This window comes from Vibrio sp. MED222 (assembly GCF_000153005.1).
Classification (GTDB): Bacteria; Pseudomonadota; Gammaproteobacteria; order Enterobacterales; family Vibrionaceae; genus Vibrio; species Vibrio tasmaniensis_A.
The window spans coordinates 234,709-252,724 of record NZ_CH902608.1 but is presented as its reverse complement, the minus strand read 5'-3'; the positions used below and the strand labels follow the sequence as shown (position 1 = coordinate 252,724).

The 18,016-nt window shown below is 43.4% G+C and carries 12 protein-coding genes; 6 read left to right on the top strand and 6 right to left on the bottom strand.

The window, feature by feature from the left end; all coding sequences use genetic code 11:
* Position 1: 1 nt before the first annotated feature.
* Positions 2-913: a transcriptional regulator gene (locus tag MED222_RS09525; protein ID WP_009847343.1), complete on the bottom strand. Its 912-nt coding sequence runs from the start codon at positions 911-913 to the stop codon at positions 2-4.
* Positions 914-1,183: 270 nt separating this feature from the next.
* Between MED222_RS09525 and htpG the strand changes: the two genes are divergently transcribed.
* The 3 genes from htpG (at position 1,184) to hemH (ending at position 5,360) form a co-directional block, all read left to right on the top strand.
* Positions 1,184-3,088, top strand: a complete 1,905-nt coding sequence (gene htpG / locus MED222_RS09530; RefSeq protein ID WP_009847342.1) for a molecular chaperone HtpG — start codon at positions 1,184-1,186, stop codon at positions 3,086-3,088.
* Positions 3,089-3,476: 388 nt separating this feature from the next.
* A complete protein-coding gene (adk, locus tag MED222_RS09535; RefSeq protein WP_009847341.1) occupies positions 3,477-4,121 on the top strand; it encodes an adenylate kinase in 645 nt (214 codons plus the stop codon).
* 276 nt (positions 4,122-4,397) lie between these two features.
* Complete coding sequence (gene hemH, locus MED222_RS09540; protein WP_009847340.1) at positions 4,398-5,360, top strand: ferrochelatase; 963 nt, start codon at positions 4,398-4,400, stop codon at positions 5,358-5,360.
* 106 nt (positions 5,361-5,466) lie between these two features.
* On the opposite strand, the gene MED222_RS09545 is transcribed toward hemH, so the two are convergent.
* A complete protein-coding gene (locus MED222_RS09545; protein WP_009847339.1) occupies positions 5,467-6,852 on the bottom strand; it encodes a peptide MFS transporter in 1,386 nt (461 codons plus the stop codon).
* Positions 6,853-7,353: 501 nt separating this feature from the next.
* Here MED222_RS09545 and rfaH point away from each other — a divergent pair.
* A complete protein-coding gene (gene rfaH / locus MED222_RS09550) occupies positions 7,354-7,860 on the top strand; it encodes a transcription/translation regulatory transformer protein RfaH (RefSeq protein WP_009847338.1) in 507 nt (168 codons plus the stop codon).
* Positions 7,861-7,942: 82 nt separating this feature from the next.
* Here rfaH and asnB read toward each other — a convergent pair whose 3' ends face one another.
* The 4 genes from asnB to nagA all read right to left on the bottom strand — a co-directional run bounded on the left by asnB (position 7,943) and on the right by nagA (position 13,876).
* A complete protein-coding gene (gene asnB, locus MED222_RS09555; protein ID WP_009847337.1) occupies positions 7,943-9,613 on the bottom strand; it encodes an asparagine synthase B in 1,671 nt (556 codons plus the stop codon).
* A 239-nt stretch (positions 9,614-9,852) separates the two neighbouring features.
* Positions 9,853-11,439, bottom strand: coding sequence for a cation:proton antiporter family protein (locus MED222_RS09560; protein WP_009847336.1), 1,587 nt, complete (start codon positions 11,437-11,439; stop codon positions 9,853-9,855).
* A gap of 83 nt (positions 11,440-11,522) precedes the next feature.
* Positions 11,523-12,737 (bottom strand): DNA-binding transcriptional regulator NagC, encoded by a 1,215-nt coding sequence (gene nagC / locus MED222_RS09565; protein WP_009847335.1) that lies wholly within the window; start codon positions 12,735-12,737, stop codon positions 11,523-11,525.
* A gap of 2 nt (positions 12,738-12,739) precedes the next feature.
* Positions 12,740-13,876, bottom strand: a complete 1,137-nt coding sequence (gene nagA, locus MED222_RS09570; RefSeq protein ID WP_009847334.1) for an N-acetylglucosamine-6-phosphate deacetylase — start codon at positions 13,874-13,876, stop codon at positions 12,740-12,742.
* Between the two features lie 475 nt (positions 13,877-14,351).
* Between nagA and nagE the strand changes: the two genes are divergently transcribed.
* Positions 14,352-15,911: an N-acetylglucosamine-specific PTS transporter subunit IIBC gene (gene nagE / locus MED222_RS09575; RefSeq protein WP_029222967.1), complete on the top strand. Its 1,560-nt coding sequence runs from the start codon at positions 14,352-14,354 to the stop codon at positions 15,909-15,911.
* Positions 15,912-16,213: 302 nt separating this feature from the next.
* Positions 16,214-17,881 carry a glutamine--tRNA ligase gene (gene glnS / locus MED222_RS09580; RefSeq protein ID WP_009847332.1) on the top strand — a complete coding sequence of 556 codons (1,668 nt, stop codon included), beginning with the start codon at positions 16,214-16,216 and terminating at the stop codon, positions 17,879-17,881.
* Positions 17,882-18,016 lie beyond the last annotated feature (135 nt).

The window sequence follows — 18,016 nt, the reverse complement described above, 5'->3', positions numbered from 1 at the left end:
GTTACTGACCACCGTTACAAATGTCGTGTACATCCGACTGGTTTGCGTAAATTCTTAGAGTTACATTCTCGCTCGAGTAATCTTGAGGGTGAATATAGTTTAGAGCTAGATTGTTACCTTGTCCGCCTGTTGCAATCACCTCAGTTGGCTTTAGCATGCCAGTGTGGCTGGTGTTGTAACGCAATACACATTTCTCTATCGCTGGCAGCCAACTAGTCAGAGTTGGATGGTTGATTGGGGTTTGAACTTTGACACCATTAACCTCTGCTAATGTTCGAAACTCTGACTCTGCTGGGTTCTTTAACGTTAAAACGAGTATTGGCATAATGAAAGCGACAAGTAACATTCCAAACGTTAACCATTTATTCGAACTTTCATCTTTAGGTTTAACCTGATTGGTTACTGGCTCGACTTCGACATGATTTTCTTGAGCCTTTGCAGTTGGCTCTGGATCAATAGTTTCAGTGATGACCTCATCAGCTAATGTGGTATTAGCAAATGTTAAAATAGGCTCTACGTCACTTTCTGCAATTTCAGCTGTTGTTGGCTGATCGTTTGATGACAGTGGTGCTGAGCGCTCAACAGTCGCGATAAATTGATAACCACGTTTAGGAACGGTTTTTACAAATGCTGGAGATTTGGTTGAGTCTTTTAGCATTTTTCTGAGTGTCGATACCGCTTGCGTTAAGCTGGAGTCGTCCACCTCAAAGCCTTGGTCTCGCCAAACATATTCGTGTAATTCGTTACGAGTGATAACTTCATTGGGTCTTTCTGACAGCATCAGGAGAATGCGGCTTTCATTGCTGCCAAGACGTACGACTTCACCGTCGCTCATCTGATCAACAAGTGAGTTGCTATTTGGGTCAAATACGAACCGCTGTGCGAGAATAAACTTTGTGCCGATATTGCTCATTGAACTCTTCTATTTTGGATGATTTGGGGTGCGAAATAGACAAATCTCAGGTGAAGTTCTGTTAATTCTTCACCAAATCATGGCTTCTTTTATGTTCTTTTATATTTATAACACTCAAGGATAATAAAAACAGATCAAAAAAACAGTGTTTTTATGCTTTTTGACCTTGAATTTACATTTGTCATCCTCATGTTAATGAACATAAGAGAGGCATAATGTGCAACGCCCCTATGATTATTCAACATAAAGTATAGATGTTTTGGAGTAAAAATGAGCGAAACGGCAACGCAAAATAAAGAGACTCGTGGCTTTCAATCTGAAGTAAAACAACTACTTCACCTAATGATTCACTCACTGTATTCAAATAAAGAAATCTTCCTACGTGAGCTGATCTCTAACGCATCTGACGCGGCTGATAAGCTTCGTTTTCAAGCGCTATCAAATGGCGACCTTTACCAAGGCGATGCTGATTTAGGTGTGAAACTTTCGTTCAACGCTGAAGCAAATACTTTAACGATCTCTGATAACGGCATAGGTATGAGCCGCGACAACGTTATTGAGCATTTAGGTACTATTGCTAAGTCAGGCACAGCTGACTTTTTCTCAAAGCTGTCTGAAGACCAAAGCAAAGACTCTCAGCTTATTGGCCAATTTGGTGTTGGTTTCTATTCTGCATTTATCGTTGCAGACGCAGTGACTGTTCGCACTCGAGCAGCTGGACTTGCTAATGACCAAGCCGTGCAATGGCACTCTGCGGGTGAAGGTGATTACACTATCGAAGACATCACGAAAGAATCTCGTGGTACAGACATCATTCTTCATATGCGTGAAGACGGCAAAGAGTTCTTAAATGAATGGCGTCTGCGTGAAGTGATTGGTAAGTATTCTGATCACATCGGTATCCCTGTCTCTATCTTCACAGCGGTGAAAGATGACGAAGGTAAAGACACCGAAGAGAAGCATTGGGAGCAGATTAACAAGGCTCAAGCGCTTTGGACTCGTAACAAGTCTGATATCGAGAAAGAAGAGTACCAAGAGTTTTACAAGCACGTATCTCACGACTTTGCTGATCCACTAACGTGGAGCCATAACAAAGTTGAAGGTAAGAACGACTACACAAGCCTACTTTACATCCCAGCTAAAGCACCTTGGGATATGATGAATCGTGACCATAAGAGCGGCCTTAAGCTTTATGTACAGCGCGTATTCATCATGGATGATGCAGAGCAGTTCATGCCATCTTACATGCGTTTCGTTCGCGGCTTGATTGATTCAAACGATTTACCACTGAACGTGTCTCGTGAAATCCTGCAAGATAATAAGGTAACTCAGTCTCTTCGTGGCGCATGTACCAAGCGTGTACTCACTATGCTTGAGCGCATGGCGAAGAATGACAACGACAAGTACTTGGAGTTTTGGAAAGAGTTCGGCCTAGTACTGAAAGAAGGCCCTGCTGAAGACATGGCGAACAAAGAAAAAATCGCAGGTCTACTTCGTTTCTCATCAACGGAAGAGGATTCTGTTGAGCAAACCATCAGCCTCGCTTCTTACGTTGAACGTATGAAAGAAGGCCAAGACAAGATTTATTACCTAACGGCAGACAGCTATGCCGCGGCTAAGAACAGCCCACACTTGGAGCAGTTCAAAGCAAAAGGCATTGAAGTGGTTCTAATGTACGATCGTATCGATGAGTATGTGATGAATTACCTAACTGACTTCGACGGTAAGCAGTTCCAGTCGATCACAAAAGCAGGCTTAGATCTAAGCAAGTTTGAAGGTGAAGAAGAGAAAGAGAAGCAAAAAGAGACGGAAGAAGAGTTCAAGTCTGTTGTTGATCGCACTCAAGCTTACCTTGGTGATCGTGTTAAAGAGGTTCGCACGACATTCAAGTTAGCAACTACACCTGCTGTTGTTGTGACCGATGATTTCGAGATGGGCACTCAAATGGCTAAGCTTCTTGAAGCTGCGGGTCAAGCTGCACCTGAAGTTAAGTACATCTTTGAGATTAACCCTGAGCACGCACTTGTGAAACAGATGGCTGATGAAGCGGACGAACAAGCGTTTGGCCGTTGGGTTGAGCTACTACTTGGTCAAGCTATGCTGGCTGAAAAGGGCTCAATGGAAGATCCGTCACAATTCTTAGGTGCAATCAACGAACTACTGACAAAACGTTAGTCTTTCGACTTTGGGCTAAGCTCATAATTATAATTAAAAGCTCGCTAATGCGGGCTTTTTTTATGAACGTCGCTTAACTTCATCGAAATGTCGCTAAAGTTGCTAACAAGACGAACGCAAACGCTGTCGATACATTCTTTAGTCTTAATTTAAGCAAAATTGAATATTAATGTGATAGAATGCTCGACCTAATCAGCTGGTACTATGAACCTATCATCTCCAGTTGTATGATTTTTAAACGTTATACCGAAACTTACCGTTTTGCTTCTGTTTACAGTTGTGCTTAGCCTCAGTTGTTACCTAATCTCTCTTGTTCGACTTAAATTGAACCAGAAAGGCGGGATAGTGAGCTTCGGTATAAATCATAATTTTTATAAGAGGATTAAACATGCGCATCATTCTTCTAGGTGCTCCTGGCGCGGGTAAAGGTACTCAAGCTAACTTCATCATGAACAAATTTGGTATCCCTCAAATTTCAACTGGTGACATGCTACGTGCTGCTATCAAAGCGGGTACTGAGCTTGGTAAGCAAGCAAAATCAGTAATCGACGCTGGTCAGCTAGTTTCTGATGAAATTATCCTTGGTCTAATCAAAGAGCGTATCGCTCAAGATGACTGTGAGAAAGGTTTCCTACTAGACGGTTTCCCACGCACAATCCCTCAAGCTGATGGCCTAAAAGAAATGGGTATCGCAGTAGACTACGTTGTTGAATTCGACGTAGCTGACGATGTGATTGTTGAGCGTATGGCTGGTCGTCGTGCTCACCTTCCTTCTGGCCGTACATACCACAATGTGTACAACCCGCCTAAAGAAGAAGGTAAAGATGACATCACTGGCGAAGAGCTAGTGGTTCGTGATGACGACAAAGAAGAAACAGTTCGTGCACGTCTAGGTGTATACCACGATCAAACAGCTCCGCTTATCTCTTACTACGGTAAAGAAGCTGAAGCAGGTAACACTAAGTACCTTAAGTTCGACGGTACTAAGCAAGTTGCTGAAGTTAGTGCAGAACTTGAGAAAGCACTAGCATAATTGGCTAACAGCCAGTTTTAGAATTTGATATATTGGAAGCGACCTTAAGGTCGCTTTTTTTGTTTCAATTTTTAGTCATATACCAATCTAGATAAACTCGATTGTGCACTGTTTCCGTGGTACGGCTTAGATTCGCGCGGCTAACGATCAATGTGATGTTGTGATCACCTAGGTTAAGAACGATTATTCTTAAATTTAGTAGCACAACAATGATCTTAAACTTATGTAGATTAGTATATTACGTTCCAGAAAATCACATATTGGTCTCAGGTATCTATGGAAAATAATAAAAAGCAGGGCGTTTTACTGGTGAACTTAGGAACACCAGACTCAGCGACCCCAGCTGGCGTTCGTCGATTTTTGAGTGAATTCTTACACGACAAGCGAGTCGTAAACTTAACGCGTTGGTTGTGGTGTCCTATTTTACATGGGGTGATCTTACCGATTAGAGCGCCGAAAGTGGCTAAGCTGTATCAGTCTGTTTGGATGGATGAAGGCTCACCACTGCTTGTGTACTCTCAAAGACAAGCCGAAAAGCTCCAGAAAAAATTACAGATACCCGTAGCGCTGGGTATGACCTATGGTAACCCAAGCCTTAAAACGGGCGTTGAGCAATTAATGGGTCAGGGCGTTGAAGACATCATCGTATTGCCTTTATATCCTCAATACTCAGGCACAACCACAGCGGCCGTATCTGATGGCTTAACCAAGGCCTTTAAGCAGATGCCAGTGATTCCGAGCTATCGCTTTATTCGCGACTACTACGCGCACCCAAGCTACGCAAAAGCATTGGCTGAAAGCGTGCGTAGCCATTGGGATAAAAATGGTAGAGCCGATCATTTAGTTTGTTCTTTCCACGGTATTCCGAAACGATTGGCTGATGAAGGCGACATCTACCCACAGCATTGTGAAGCGACAACAAAGCTCCTTGCTGCTGAGTTAGGCTTATCAGCGGACGATATCACCATGACATACCAATCTCGATTTGGTCGAGAAGAGTGGTTGAAGCCATACACTGACGAGACACTTGAATCATTGCCAAGCAAAGGCATCAAAAAAATCGATATTATGGCGCCTGCATTTTCTGTGGATTGTTTAGAAACGTTAGAAGAGATTTCGGATCAGTGTAAAGAGACCTTCATTGACGCTGGTGGCTCAGACTTTAGCTACATTACGTGTCTGAATGATAGAGACTCGCACATCGATATGATGGCGGAGTTAGTGGCGCTGTATCGTTAAATACGACTTCGCCTAAATTGTCATGCATATCTAAAAATAGCAAAAGGGCTGCTCATTGAGCAGCCCTTTTTGATCTGGATGTTTCTTCTTGAAATAGGTCTAGATATTAAGCAACCGAAGTTTCTGCTTTTGGCTCTGCTTCAAGCATCATGTTGCTTTCTACGCCATGCATCCATGATACAAGCTTGCCAGCACAAAGAAGCAGTAAGACGCCACTTATTGTCGCTGTAATTGCGATACCACCGAAGATAGACATTGCGCCAAGCTCACCAACGTGAGAACCCACAAGGCCAGCTACGTAGTTTGCGACAGCGTTGAAGCCAAACCATGCCCCCATCATTAGTGATGCGAGACGAAGCGGAGCTAACTTAGTGACCAACGACAGGCCAATAGGAGATAGACAAAGTTCGCCAAGGGTATGGAAGAAGAAAGCACCGACTAGCCACAGCATTGATGTTTTCACTGTTAGGTCGCCACCTTGCTCCATTACAGCGCCCATCATGCACACAAAACCAAGAGCTAGGAAGAACAAAGCCATTGCAAATTTCACTGGAGAATTTGGTTCACGCTTACCAAGCTTAACCCAAAATGCAGCAATGATTGGTGCAAGTGTAATGATGAAGAATGGGTTCAGAGATTGGAACCACGCCGCTGGGACTTCAAAGCCACCAATCATGCGGTCAGTATATTGTTGAGTATAGATATTCATCAGACCGCCAGCTTGTTCAAAGCCCGCCCAGAAAACTATGACGAATAGACCCATAACCAGAATAACTTTTAATCGATCGAACTCTTCTTTGGTTAGTGGCGTTTTTTCTTTAGATTGGTTCAGTGCTTTTGCTCGCGCAGCTGCTGGCACTGAACCAATGTTACCTAACCAAGATTGAGCCATTGTCATTTGCATGATTAAGCTAATAACCATACCAATACCAGCGGCTAAGAAACCTGCTTTCCAGCCGAAAGAGTCGACAGCAGCGCCTGAAATCAAGCCACCTAATAATGCACCTAAGTTGATGCCCATGTAGAAAATGGTGAATGCACCGTCACGGCGGTTATCGCCTTCTTGGTATAGGTCGCCAACCATGGTCGAGATGTTTGGCTTAAACATACCGTTACCACTGATAAGGAGTGCTAAACCTAGATAAAGAGCATTTACTTGGTCTAAGCCAATAGCGCCGTTAGGAAGAGCGAGTGTAAATTGGCCGAGTGCCATTAATACACCACCCACTAGGATCGATTTACGTTGTCCTAAGTAGTTATCGGCAATCCAGCCACCGATCAATGGCGTGATGTAGACTAAGCCAGTGTAAATACCGTAGAGATCAAGTGCGTCTTTCGTTGACCAACCAAGCCCACCGTTGAGGGTCGTGTCAGTCAAAAATAAAACAAGGATGGCACGCATCGCGTAGTAGGAGAAACGTTCCCATAGCTCTGTGCTAAATAATAAAAATAGGCCTCTAGGGTGGCCAAAGATGTTGTGATTGCTTGGCATAAGTTTTACTAATTTTAGGTATTAAAAGATTTTATAGTCATTCATGTATACACAGTAGGGTAAAAGTCTGCAATAGGCGTATTTTGTGGTCACGATAACTTGGTTTTGCTAAAGTGTTGATATTAAATAAATTTACTTTTAATGTGGCCCATTCTGCTTGTGCTGCAAACTAATTTTCCATATTTGACCTGGTTGGTTAGTAACCTTTTTTAAGATCCTATCCAATAAAAATGTTTAGATCTATTGCCCTAGCCTATCGTTATGATCTTATAGGGAATGTTATTCATATTATCTGCGATATACATATGCTTACAGCAATGAGTCTTTTGATCTCTAAATGTTCCTTGTACAATGACTGACCAAATTTTTTACCTATGACTTTTTGGTTGATAAGTCTGTCTGTTGCGCGTAATTTCTCGCTTATCAGGACTCATTTATTAACGGCGACTAAACTGTTTTAGGCTGTGGTTAAATGTCCAAAGAACGAAGATGGCGAGTTAAATGAAACGTTGGTATTTACTTTACTGTAAGCGTGGTGATCAAAAACGCGCTCAACAGCACCTAGAAAATCAGGGGGTAGAGTGCTTTTACCCTCAAATAGAAGTCGAAAAGGTAGTGAGAGGGAAAGAGAAGCTGGTCCAAGAACCGCTGTTCCCATCCTATATCTTTGTCCGTTTTGATTATGAGCAAGGCCCAAGCTTTACTACCGTTCGTTCAACTCGTGGTGTTGTCGACTTTATTAAGTTCGGTGCAAGGCCGTATGAAGTCCAAGGTGATTTGGTTTTTGAGCTAAAAGAGTTCGAGAAGTGTTGCAGTAGCGAAGTTGAAGATTGCTGTGTTGAGTTTGAATCAGGGCAAGTTGTCAAAATTAATAGTGGCCAGTTTGCGGGTGTTGAAGCTATTTACCATCAGAAAGATGGCGAAGCTCGATCCATTATGCTCGTAAAAATGATCAGCCAAGTGGTTCCGATCAGTATTGAAAACGAAGCACTACAAGCTCACGTATAAGTGAAATATTAAAAAGTAAAAACTAGGCTTAAAACAAAAAGGCGCATAATGCGCCTTTTTTAGTATTTGATTTTTCAAACGCTTAAGCGTTATAGGCGTCGTTGTGAACGGCTTGTACCGCACGGCCTGATGGGTCTACACAGTTTTTGAATGACTCATCCCACTCGATCGCTTTTGCTGATGAACAGGCAACTGAAGGGCCGCCAGGTACACACTCTGCCGCCGATTCTAGAGGGAATAGCTCCTCAAAGATTTCACGGTAAGCATAACCTTCTTTGGTTGTTGGTGTGTTGTAAGGGAAACGGAACTGAGCAGCTTCCATTTGTTGATCCGTTACTTTTTCTTCAGCCGTTGCTTTCAATGTATCAATCCAGTCGTAGCCAACACCATCAGAGAACTGTTCTTTTTGGCGCCATGCGATTGAATCTGGTAAGTAGTCTTCAAAACACTCACGTAGGATGTGTTTCTCCATTTTACCGTTACCGCACATTTTGTCTTCAGGGTTTAAACGCATAGCCACATCGATGAACTCTTTATCCAAGAATGGTACACGACCTTCGACTCCCCATGCTGCAAGTGATTTGTTTGCACGAGCACAGTCAAACATGCTTAGAGCAAGAAGTTTACGTACCGTCTCTTCGTGGAACTCTTTTGCGTTTGGCGCTTTATGGAAGTACAGGTAGCCACCAAAGATTTCATCAGCACCTTCACCAGAAAGTACCATCTTGATACCCATTGCTTTGATCTTACGAGCTAGCAAGTACATCGGCGTTGAAGCACGGATGGTCGTAACATCATAAGTTTCGATGTGGTAGATAACATCACGGATTGCATCTAAGCCTTCCTGAATGGTGTAAGTCATCTCATGGTGTACAGTACCGATTTTGTCCGCAACTTCACGTGCAGCAATCAGATCGGGAGCATTTTCTAGGCCAACAGCAAATGAGTGTAGTTGTGGCCACCAAGCTTCTGATTGCTCGTCATCTTCGATACGCATTGCTGCAAAACGTTTAGCGACTGCAGAAGTGATTGATGAATCAAGGCCACCAGATAGAAGTACACCGTAAGGAACGTCAGTCATTAGTTGACGCTTAACAGCAGCTTCTAGCGCTTCAGTTAGCTCTTCTTTGCTTGTGCTGTTACCTTGAACGGCTGCGTATTCGTTCCAATCGCGGATGTAGTAGCGTTGAGGTTCTGTATCTTTAGAAGAGTAGAAGCTACCAGGAGGGAACTCACTGATCGTCTTACAAACTGGAACCAGTGCTTTCATCTCTGAAGCAACGTAATAGTTGCCGTGCTCATCGTAGCCTTGGTAAAGCGGGATGATGCCAATATGGTCGCGGCCGACTAGGTATTCGTCTTTCTCTTCGTCATATAAAACGAAAGCGAAAATACCGTTAAGTTCTTCTAAAAGGTCGGCACCCATCTCTTGGTAAAGCGCAAGAATGACTTCACAATCAGAGTCAGTTTGGAACTGGTATTTATCTTCATAGCGAGCGCGAAGTTCTTTGTGGTTATAGATTTCGCCATTGACTGCAAGAATGTGTTTTTTGTCTTGGCTATATAGTGGTTGAGCACCACTATTTAGGCCGACGATAGCTAGACGCTCGTGAGCAAGGATAGCTTTTTCACCAGCATAGATACCAGACCAGTCTGGGCCACGGTGACGAAGCTTTTTAGACATTTCTAAAGCAATAGGGCGAAGTGCTGCGGCATCACTTTTAATGTCGAGAATGCCAAATACTGAACACATAGAACTTCCTTTTAAATAATTTCTAAATCAACTGTATTCAATTTGCCATTCTGGCTAAAAAAAGCAACCGAATATGAGCAAAAAAATAATATAAAGGGGGTTATATTAGAAAGTATCTAATTTAAAGGTGGTTTTGGTGAGTGGTGTCTAATTGCGGTTGGTTTTTTGAACAAAAACCTCTCAAAAGTGCAAAAAAAGCGCAATTTTGAGAGGTTGAATGGAACATGTTGAATATTATATTATATTTTATTGATGTTCGGATTCAATTGTTCACAAACATGTCGGGCAAAACCGCTGCCAGCTTCGCTGTAAATGTTAAATGCCGCATCGACGCCATTCTCTTTCAGTGTTTCGAGCTGATCTGGATATTCGGCAATTGCCGCTATTTGACCTTTAAAGTTGCGTGATTTTAATTGTTCTAAGGCGGTTTGATTACCCTGGTGGTGAGGCATAGCCAAGATCACCAGTTTTACGTTTGCTGTGTCTAAAATTCGTTCCCAGAAATCCGGGTCAGTTGCGTCACCAGAAATAACGTTTCTGCCATGGCTTCTGTGGTTATGTGCCGCGTCTTCACGAACTTCTACACCTAAACTCACTTTGCCGTAGCGTGAGCGTAATTCGTCGTAGGCACCAGTACCAATGCGTCCCATGCCAAGAATTAGAACCTGAGCCCGACCTGGGTCAATTCGTTTGTCGCGTTGGTGGAGCTTCTCAGCAGCGTGCTCTTTTAACCAGCGACCTGATTGTTGATAAAGTTTGTGACCCGCTTTGTTGAGAGGTGCAGCGATTAAGAACGACAATGAAACGGCTATAGCCACTGCCACCAAGATGTCGCCAGACATCCAGCCCATCTTAAAAGCAAGGCCACCGACGATGAGGCCAAATTCACTGTAGTTAAACAGTGACAAAGAAGTGAGTAGGGAGGTTCGAACACGGAACTTGAATCGGTTTAGTACCAAGAAGTACAGAACGCCTTTCACTGGCAGTAACAATAAGAACAAGACTGCAAGCATAAAACCCTGAATAGTTGGCTGTTCTGACAAGCCAATATTCAAGAAGAAGCAGACGAGGAAAAGCTCTTTGAGGTTAAACAGCGACTTCGATAGCTCTGAAGCTTTTGGGTGACCGGCTAATAGCATACCTAGGATAAGGGCACCTAAGTCTGGTTTTACTCCTACAAACTGGAACAAGCCAGCACCAACAACTAATGCGAAGAAGATACCGAATAGCACCAACATTTCACCGTGCCCAACCCAATCGAGGACTTTGTAGAACAATGGGCGAAAGAAAGGCAAAGCGAACAGTGCGATCGCATACCACTCTGGAATTTTGCCCGTCGATGCAGTCAAGAATACGACAGCAAAGATATCTTGCATGACCAGAATGCCAATCGCTAGTGTGCCATAGGTAGCATTCATTTCCCCTTTCTCTTGTAGAGACTTGACCGCAAATACAGTACTAGAAAATGAAAGAGCAAAACCGAGTAGAACGATCTGTTCTATTGACATGGCTGCTAGAGATGAAATACCTAGAAACTTAAAACCAAATAGAGCGGCTGCAAAAAACAGAGTGGATAAAAGATTGTGGATTGTTGCGCCAGCCCAGATCTCTTTAGAGAGTAGGGTTTTGATGTCCAGCTTTAAGCCAATAGTAAATAAGAGAAGGGTGACACCAAGGTCAGCCAAAGTAATGATGGTGTCATTGGTTTCAAAGCCAAGGGCATAAAGCCCGAAACCTGCAACCAAAAAACCAACTAATGGGGGGAGGTGGCATTTTAAAGCAATAAATCCTGCGATAAACGCAGTGGATATTAATATAAGTTCCATAACTTGTTGTTGTAGTTCCCTAGCTTAAAAAAACGGGCCGTGTTTATACAAACACGGCCCGCGGAAAATCAGAATTGTTTTCTTTAGTCTTCAAGAAGCTTTTGCAGTAACACACCGTTGAGCATGGCGCGCTTAATCATGGCAAAGGCTCCCATCGTAGGATGTTTATCGATCTGTGATGCTACAATAGGCAGGCCGCTATGGAAAGTCGTTAACGACTGATTCTCTACATTGCGCTTAATTGCAGGGAAAACAATCTCTTGTGCCTTAGTAATATCACCAGCAATGATTACTTTCTGAGGGTTAAACAGGTTAATCGTCATCGCGATAGCCTTACCTAACTGGTTTCCTACTCGGACTAAGCTTTGCTTCGCGAGTTCATCGCCATTGATTGCGTGGTCACAAACATCTTGAATCGTAATATGTTCAAGTTCCGTTAAAGAAGATTCATAGCCTTGCTTAATGAGCTTCTGCACTCGATCAACGATGGCAGGGTTTGCCGCTACGGTTTCAAGACAACCGAAGTTACCACACTGGCATTGTTCCCCTAGCGGATCAATTTGGATATGACCAATTTCACCCACGTTACGGTTATGGCCTAAGAAAACCTGTCCATTAACGATAATACCAGCACCCGTACCACGGTGCACACTGACCAAAATAGAATCTTGACTGTCTTTACTTGCACCGAAGTAGTGCTCAGCAAGCGCCATTCCTCTAACGTCATTACCAACAAAACAAGCCACATGGAAAGTGTCGCGAATAATGTCGCTCAATGCGAGGTTATCGATGTCCGTGTTTGGCATGTACTCAACAACACCGGTCGTTGGGTTGACCAAGCCTGGAAGGGTGACACCAATGGCAATCAGTTGGTCGATCTTTGGCTGATGCTCAGCAATGAAAGCCTTGAGGTTATTGACCAAGCCTTGTGTAAGGTCTGATTGGTCTGAATAATCTAGGTCTTGTTGTTGGAAAGCCAATTCACGACCACCAAGGTCATGAAGGCTTATTTGAATATAGTCTCTACCTAAGCGTACAGCGACAGAATGAAAAGGGTCGACTTCTGTGGTTAGGGAGATCGCGCGTCTACCGCCAGTAGACGCTTGTTGCGCAACCTCTTTAATGAGGCCGCGCTCCAAAAGTTGGCGGGTAATTTTTGTAACACTTGCCGGTGCGAGTTGGCTTACATCAGCCACTTGTATACGACTGATAGGCCCTTGCTGGTCTATTAGTCGGTATACCGCCGCACTGTTTAGTTGTTTAACTAAGTCTACGTTACCTATTTGTCCGCCATTCATACTTAATTGTGCTCGTATTGTCCATTAACAACAGTCGCTTTAACGTTAAAGTCTCGGTCAAATACAGCTAGGTTTGCAACCATGCCTTTTTTGATTCGACCTAGCTTGCTTTCTACACCGATAGCCGTAGCTGGGTATAGCGTAGCCATGCGAAGAGCTTCGTCTAAAGCGATACCAGCGTGCTCAACTGTATTCTGAACTGCTTCAATCATAGTCAGAGCTGAGCCGCCCAGTGTGCCGTTTTCATCAACACACTTACCATCTCGGTAATATACTTTCTTACCGACAAAAATAAAGTATTCCATGTCAGCACCTGCAGGAGCTGTGGCATCCGTCACTAATACTAACTTTTCTCCCTTGATTTTGTGCGCAATTCTGATGTTTGCGTAATCAACGTGGAAGCCGTCGGCGATGATACCTGCATAAACTTCTGGCGTGTCGTAAATCGCGCCAACAACGCCAGGTTCACGACCAACCATAGGGGTCATTGCATTGAATAGGTGGGTAGCGAAAGTGATACCAGATTCGAAACTTTGTCGAGCTTCTGCGTAAGTCGCGTTTGTGTGGCCGATAGAAACGACAACGCCTGCTTTGTGTAGGCGCTCGATATGTTCTGGATCATTAAGCTCTGGTGCCAATGTTACTTTTGAAACTAGGTCGCTGTTCTCGCAAATCAGTTCAATCATTTCGCTGTCTGATTTACGAATGTGATCGACGCTGTGGATGCCTTTTTTTGCAACGTTTAGGTATGGACCTTCAAGGTGCAGACCTAGTGATTGGTTTTGGTACTGGTTGTGATATTCACGAGCTGCAGTAATAACTGCACGCATATCTTCGTCTGAAGAAGTGATGAGCGTTGGCAGGAAGCTAGTACAGCCTGATTTAAGGTTTGCTTCGTGCATGATCTGCATTGTTTCTGCCGTGATCTCATCGTTAAGCATTACACCGCCACAACCATTCAGTTGTAAGTCAATGAAACCTGGGCTTAGGTTTGCTCCGTTTAGATCGCGAACCTCGATTCCTTCTGGCAATTCAGAGATAGGACAGACTTTTTTGATCAGTTCATTTTCTATTACGACGGCATGATCGGTTAGAACATCACTACCAGTGTAAATTTTACAGTTACTTAGCGCGTACATAGTCAGCTAATCCTTATTTCGTGAGATCTTTTAAATTTGTTCGTTACCTAAATGTGGACTTAGTTTGCGAGCATCATTTACGTAACGATTTATCTTTTATGGGCGAACGGCTTCAAAATGGGAAGCTATTTAAGTTGTTGAAAAACATATGAACAATTGATCTTTATTATACATTTAGGTTCATTGTTAATGATTATTCATAGGGTAATCTAAAGTTAGGAATATCATGTTTTTGCCTAATGATTAGATTTGAATTTTATCTATAAACGCTCATTTTTTTGAATGATAAAATAAGTTTTATGATCTCGCTAGCAAAAACCTCTGGATTTGGTAAAAACTGGTGATTAGGATCACAAATGGTAAGGTTTTAATTTGCGGGGCAAAATTAATTGAATACACTGAATAGGACTAAATTGAGCGACTAAAATAAGTTTCTCAAATGAATTCTAAAAAATCCTATAGGGGGAAACAACTGGTGAATATTCTAGGATATGCACAGAAGCTAGGTAAGGCATTAATGCTACCTATCGCAACACTTCCGATTGCGGCGCTTCTACTACGTTTAGGTCAAGGCGATCTACTTGATATTCCATTCATGGCAGAAGCTGGTGGAGCGATCTTCGGTAACCTACCATTGCTATTTGGTCTAGGTATCGCGATTGGTCTTTCTAAAGACGGTAACGGCGCAGCAGGTCTTGCTGGTGCAGTTGCTTACTTCGTACTAACAGCGACAGCAACAACAATTAACGCTGACGTAAACATGTCATTCTTCGGCGGTATCTTCGCTGGTATCATCGCAGGTCACTCTTACAACGCTTTCCATGCAACACGTCTTCCTGAGTGGCTGGCTTTCTTTGCGGGTAAACGTTTAGTACCTATCATGGCTGGTCTATTTGCACTTGTTGCAGGTGCTGTGTCTGGTGTGGTTTGGCCTGGTGTTCAATCTGGTCTAGACGCACTGGCTCACGCAGTATCAACATCTGGCGCTATTGGTCAATTCGTTTACGGTACTCTTAACCGTGCACTTATCCCTGTAGGTCTACACCACGTATTGAACTCATACTTCTGGTTCGGTATGGGTACATGTCAAGAAATCATCGTTGCTGGTCAAGGCGCATTCGCTAACATCACTCAACTTTGTGTTGACCCATCACTAGCTAAAACTCTAGTTGTTGGCCAAGAGCACACATTCACATTCGCTAACTCTGTAACTCCAGAAATCACTACTGTAGTTAAAGAAGTGACTGAAACTGTTAAATCTGGCGACCTACACCGTTTCTTCGGTGGCGATAAAGGCGCTGGCGTGTTCATGAACGGTTTCTTCCCTGTAATGATGTTCGGTCTACCAGGTGCTGCACTTGCAATGTACCTAGCTGCTCCTGCTGAAAAACGCAGCCAAGTTGGTGGCGCACTGTTCTCAGTTGCATTCTGTTCATTCCTAACAGGTATCACAGAGCCGCTAGAATTCATGTTCGTATTCCTAGCTCCTGCTCTATACGCAATGCACGCTGTATTTACAGGTCTGTCTCTAGTAGTTGCAAACATGTTTGGTACTCTGCACGGTTTCGGCTTCTCTGCTGGTCTTATCGACTTCGTATTGAACTGGGGTCTAGCAACTAAACCATTCGTACTACTACTAATCGGTCTTGGTTTCGGTGCTTTATACTTCTTCACTTTCTCTTTCGCAATCCGCGCTTTCAACTTGAAATCGCCAGGTCGTGAAGATGATGACGAAGCTGTAGCAGCTCCTGCTGGCGACGCACCAAAAGGTGAAGTTGCACGTCAATACCTGAAAGCACTAGGTGGTCACGACAACCTAACTTCAATCGACGCTTGTATCACTCGTCTACGTCTAACTCTTAAAGACCGCTCTATCGCAGATGAAGCTGTTCTTAAGAAGCTTGGCGCTAAAGGTGTGGTTAAACTAGGTGAAAACAACCTACAGGTTATCCTAGGCCCACTAGCTGAAATCGTAGCTGGCGAAATGAAAGCTATAGGTGCAGGTGAAGACCTATCTGATGTAAAACTTCCATAGTGACGGAAGTACTTAATTAAGAAGTAAAGTTACTCTTAAGTAAGTTTCAAATTGAAAGCCTCCCAAACGGGAGGCTTTTTTGTGCCTACTGTTTAAGGTCAATGAACCCGGTTCGTTCTATTCTTCATCGAATAGCAGAAATAATCGCAATTAACGGACGGTTCTTATTGTGCAAAGGCGAAGAATTGTGGATGATTAGCAACAATGATCTTTCTATCTTTGACAGGCGCTGTAAGCGACCATTTTCATTGGTACAAAAGATAACTTTCTCTGACAATACTAAATACATAGAGGTGCTATAGATGAGTGAAGCTGAGGCTCGTCCATCGAATTTCATTCGCCAAATTATCGATAAAGATTTAGCGGATGGTACACACAGTAGCGTGCATACTCGTTTCCCGCCGGAGCCAAATGGCTACCTGCACATTGGTCACGCTAAATCTATTTGCTTGAACTTTGGTATTGCTCAGGACTACCAGGGACAATGTAATCTTCGTTTCGATGATACAAACCCTGAAAAAGAAGACGTTGAATACGTTGAGTCAATTAAGAATGATGTAAGCTGGTTAGGCTTTGAATGGTCTGGTGATATTTGTTACTCATCAAACTACTTCGATACGCTTTACGCTTATGCTGTGGAATTAATTAATAAAGGCTTAGCGTACGTTGACGAGCTAAGTCCTGATCAAATCCGTGAGTACCGTGGCACGCTAAAAGAGCCAGGTAAAGCGAGCCCATACCGTGATCGCAGCCCTGAAGAGAACTTAGCGTTGTTCGAAAAAATGCGTGACGGTGGCTTTGAAGAAGGTAAAGTGTGTCTACGTGCTAAGATCGACATGAGCTCTTCATTCATGGTTATGCGCGATCCTGTTATCTACCGTGTTCGTTTTGCTCACCACCATCAAACTGCTGATAAGTGGTGCATTTACCCAATGTACGACTTTACTCACTGTATCTCTGATGCGCTAGAGGGCATTACGCACTCTATCTGTACGCTTGAATTCCAAGATAACCGTCGTTTGTATGACTGGGTTCTAGACAACATCACGATTGATTGCCAACCTCGTCAGTACGAGTTTAGTCGTCTGAATCTTGAATACACGGTAATGTCGAAGCGTAAGCTGAACCAACTTGTGGTTGAAAACCTAGTTGAAGGTTGGGACGATCCACGTATGCCAACTATTTCTGGTTTGCGTCGTCGTGGCTTCACTTCAAGCTCGATTCGTGAATTCTGTAAACGTATTGGTGTGACTAAGCAAGAGAACATGATTGAGTTCGGTTCACTTGAATCTTGTATCCGTGATGACCTGAACGAAAATGCACCCCGTGCAATGGCTGTTCTTGATCCGATCAAGGTCGTGATTGAAAACTACGACGCTGATACAGTAGAAACATTAACGGTAGCAAACCACCCGAACAAGCCAGAAATGGGTACTCGTGAAGTACCATTTACACGAGAAGTTTGGATTGAGCGTGATGACTTCCGTGAAGAAGCAAACAAAAAGTACAAGCGTTTGGTTCTAGGTAAAGAAGTTCGTCTACGTGGTGCTTACGTGATCAAAGCTGAACGTATCGAAAAAGATGCAGAAGGCAACATTACGACTATCTTCTGTTCTTACGACAATGAAACATTGGGTAAGAACCCTACAGATGGGCGTAAAGTGAAAGGCGTTATTCACTGGGTATCTGCTGATAAAGCGTTGCCTGCTGAGATTCGTTTATACGATCGTCTATTCACAGTGCCAAACCCTGCCGCTGCTGATGATTTCGCTGCAACGCTAAACCCTGAATCACTTGTTACGCTAAACGGTTTTGTTGAACCTAGCCTAGGAGAAGGTGTGGCAGAGCAAGCGTACCAGTTTGAACGTACAGGTTATTTCTGTGTAGATTCGAAAGACTCTAAAGCAGACGCGCTAGTATTCAACCGCACGGTTGGTCTACGTGACACTTGGGGTAAAACTGAGGCTTAATGGCTTTGTTTTTCTCTACTCTATTTTTCCAAGCTCTGTTTCTCGGAGCTTAGTTTCTCAAGAGACGCTTAATAAAAAACCGGCTTAGAGCCGGTTTTTTTGTGTCTGGGAAATAACCAAATTGTGGGCCAAGCT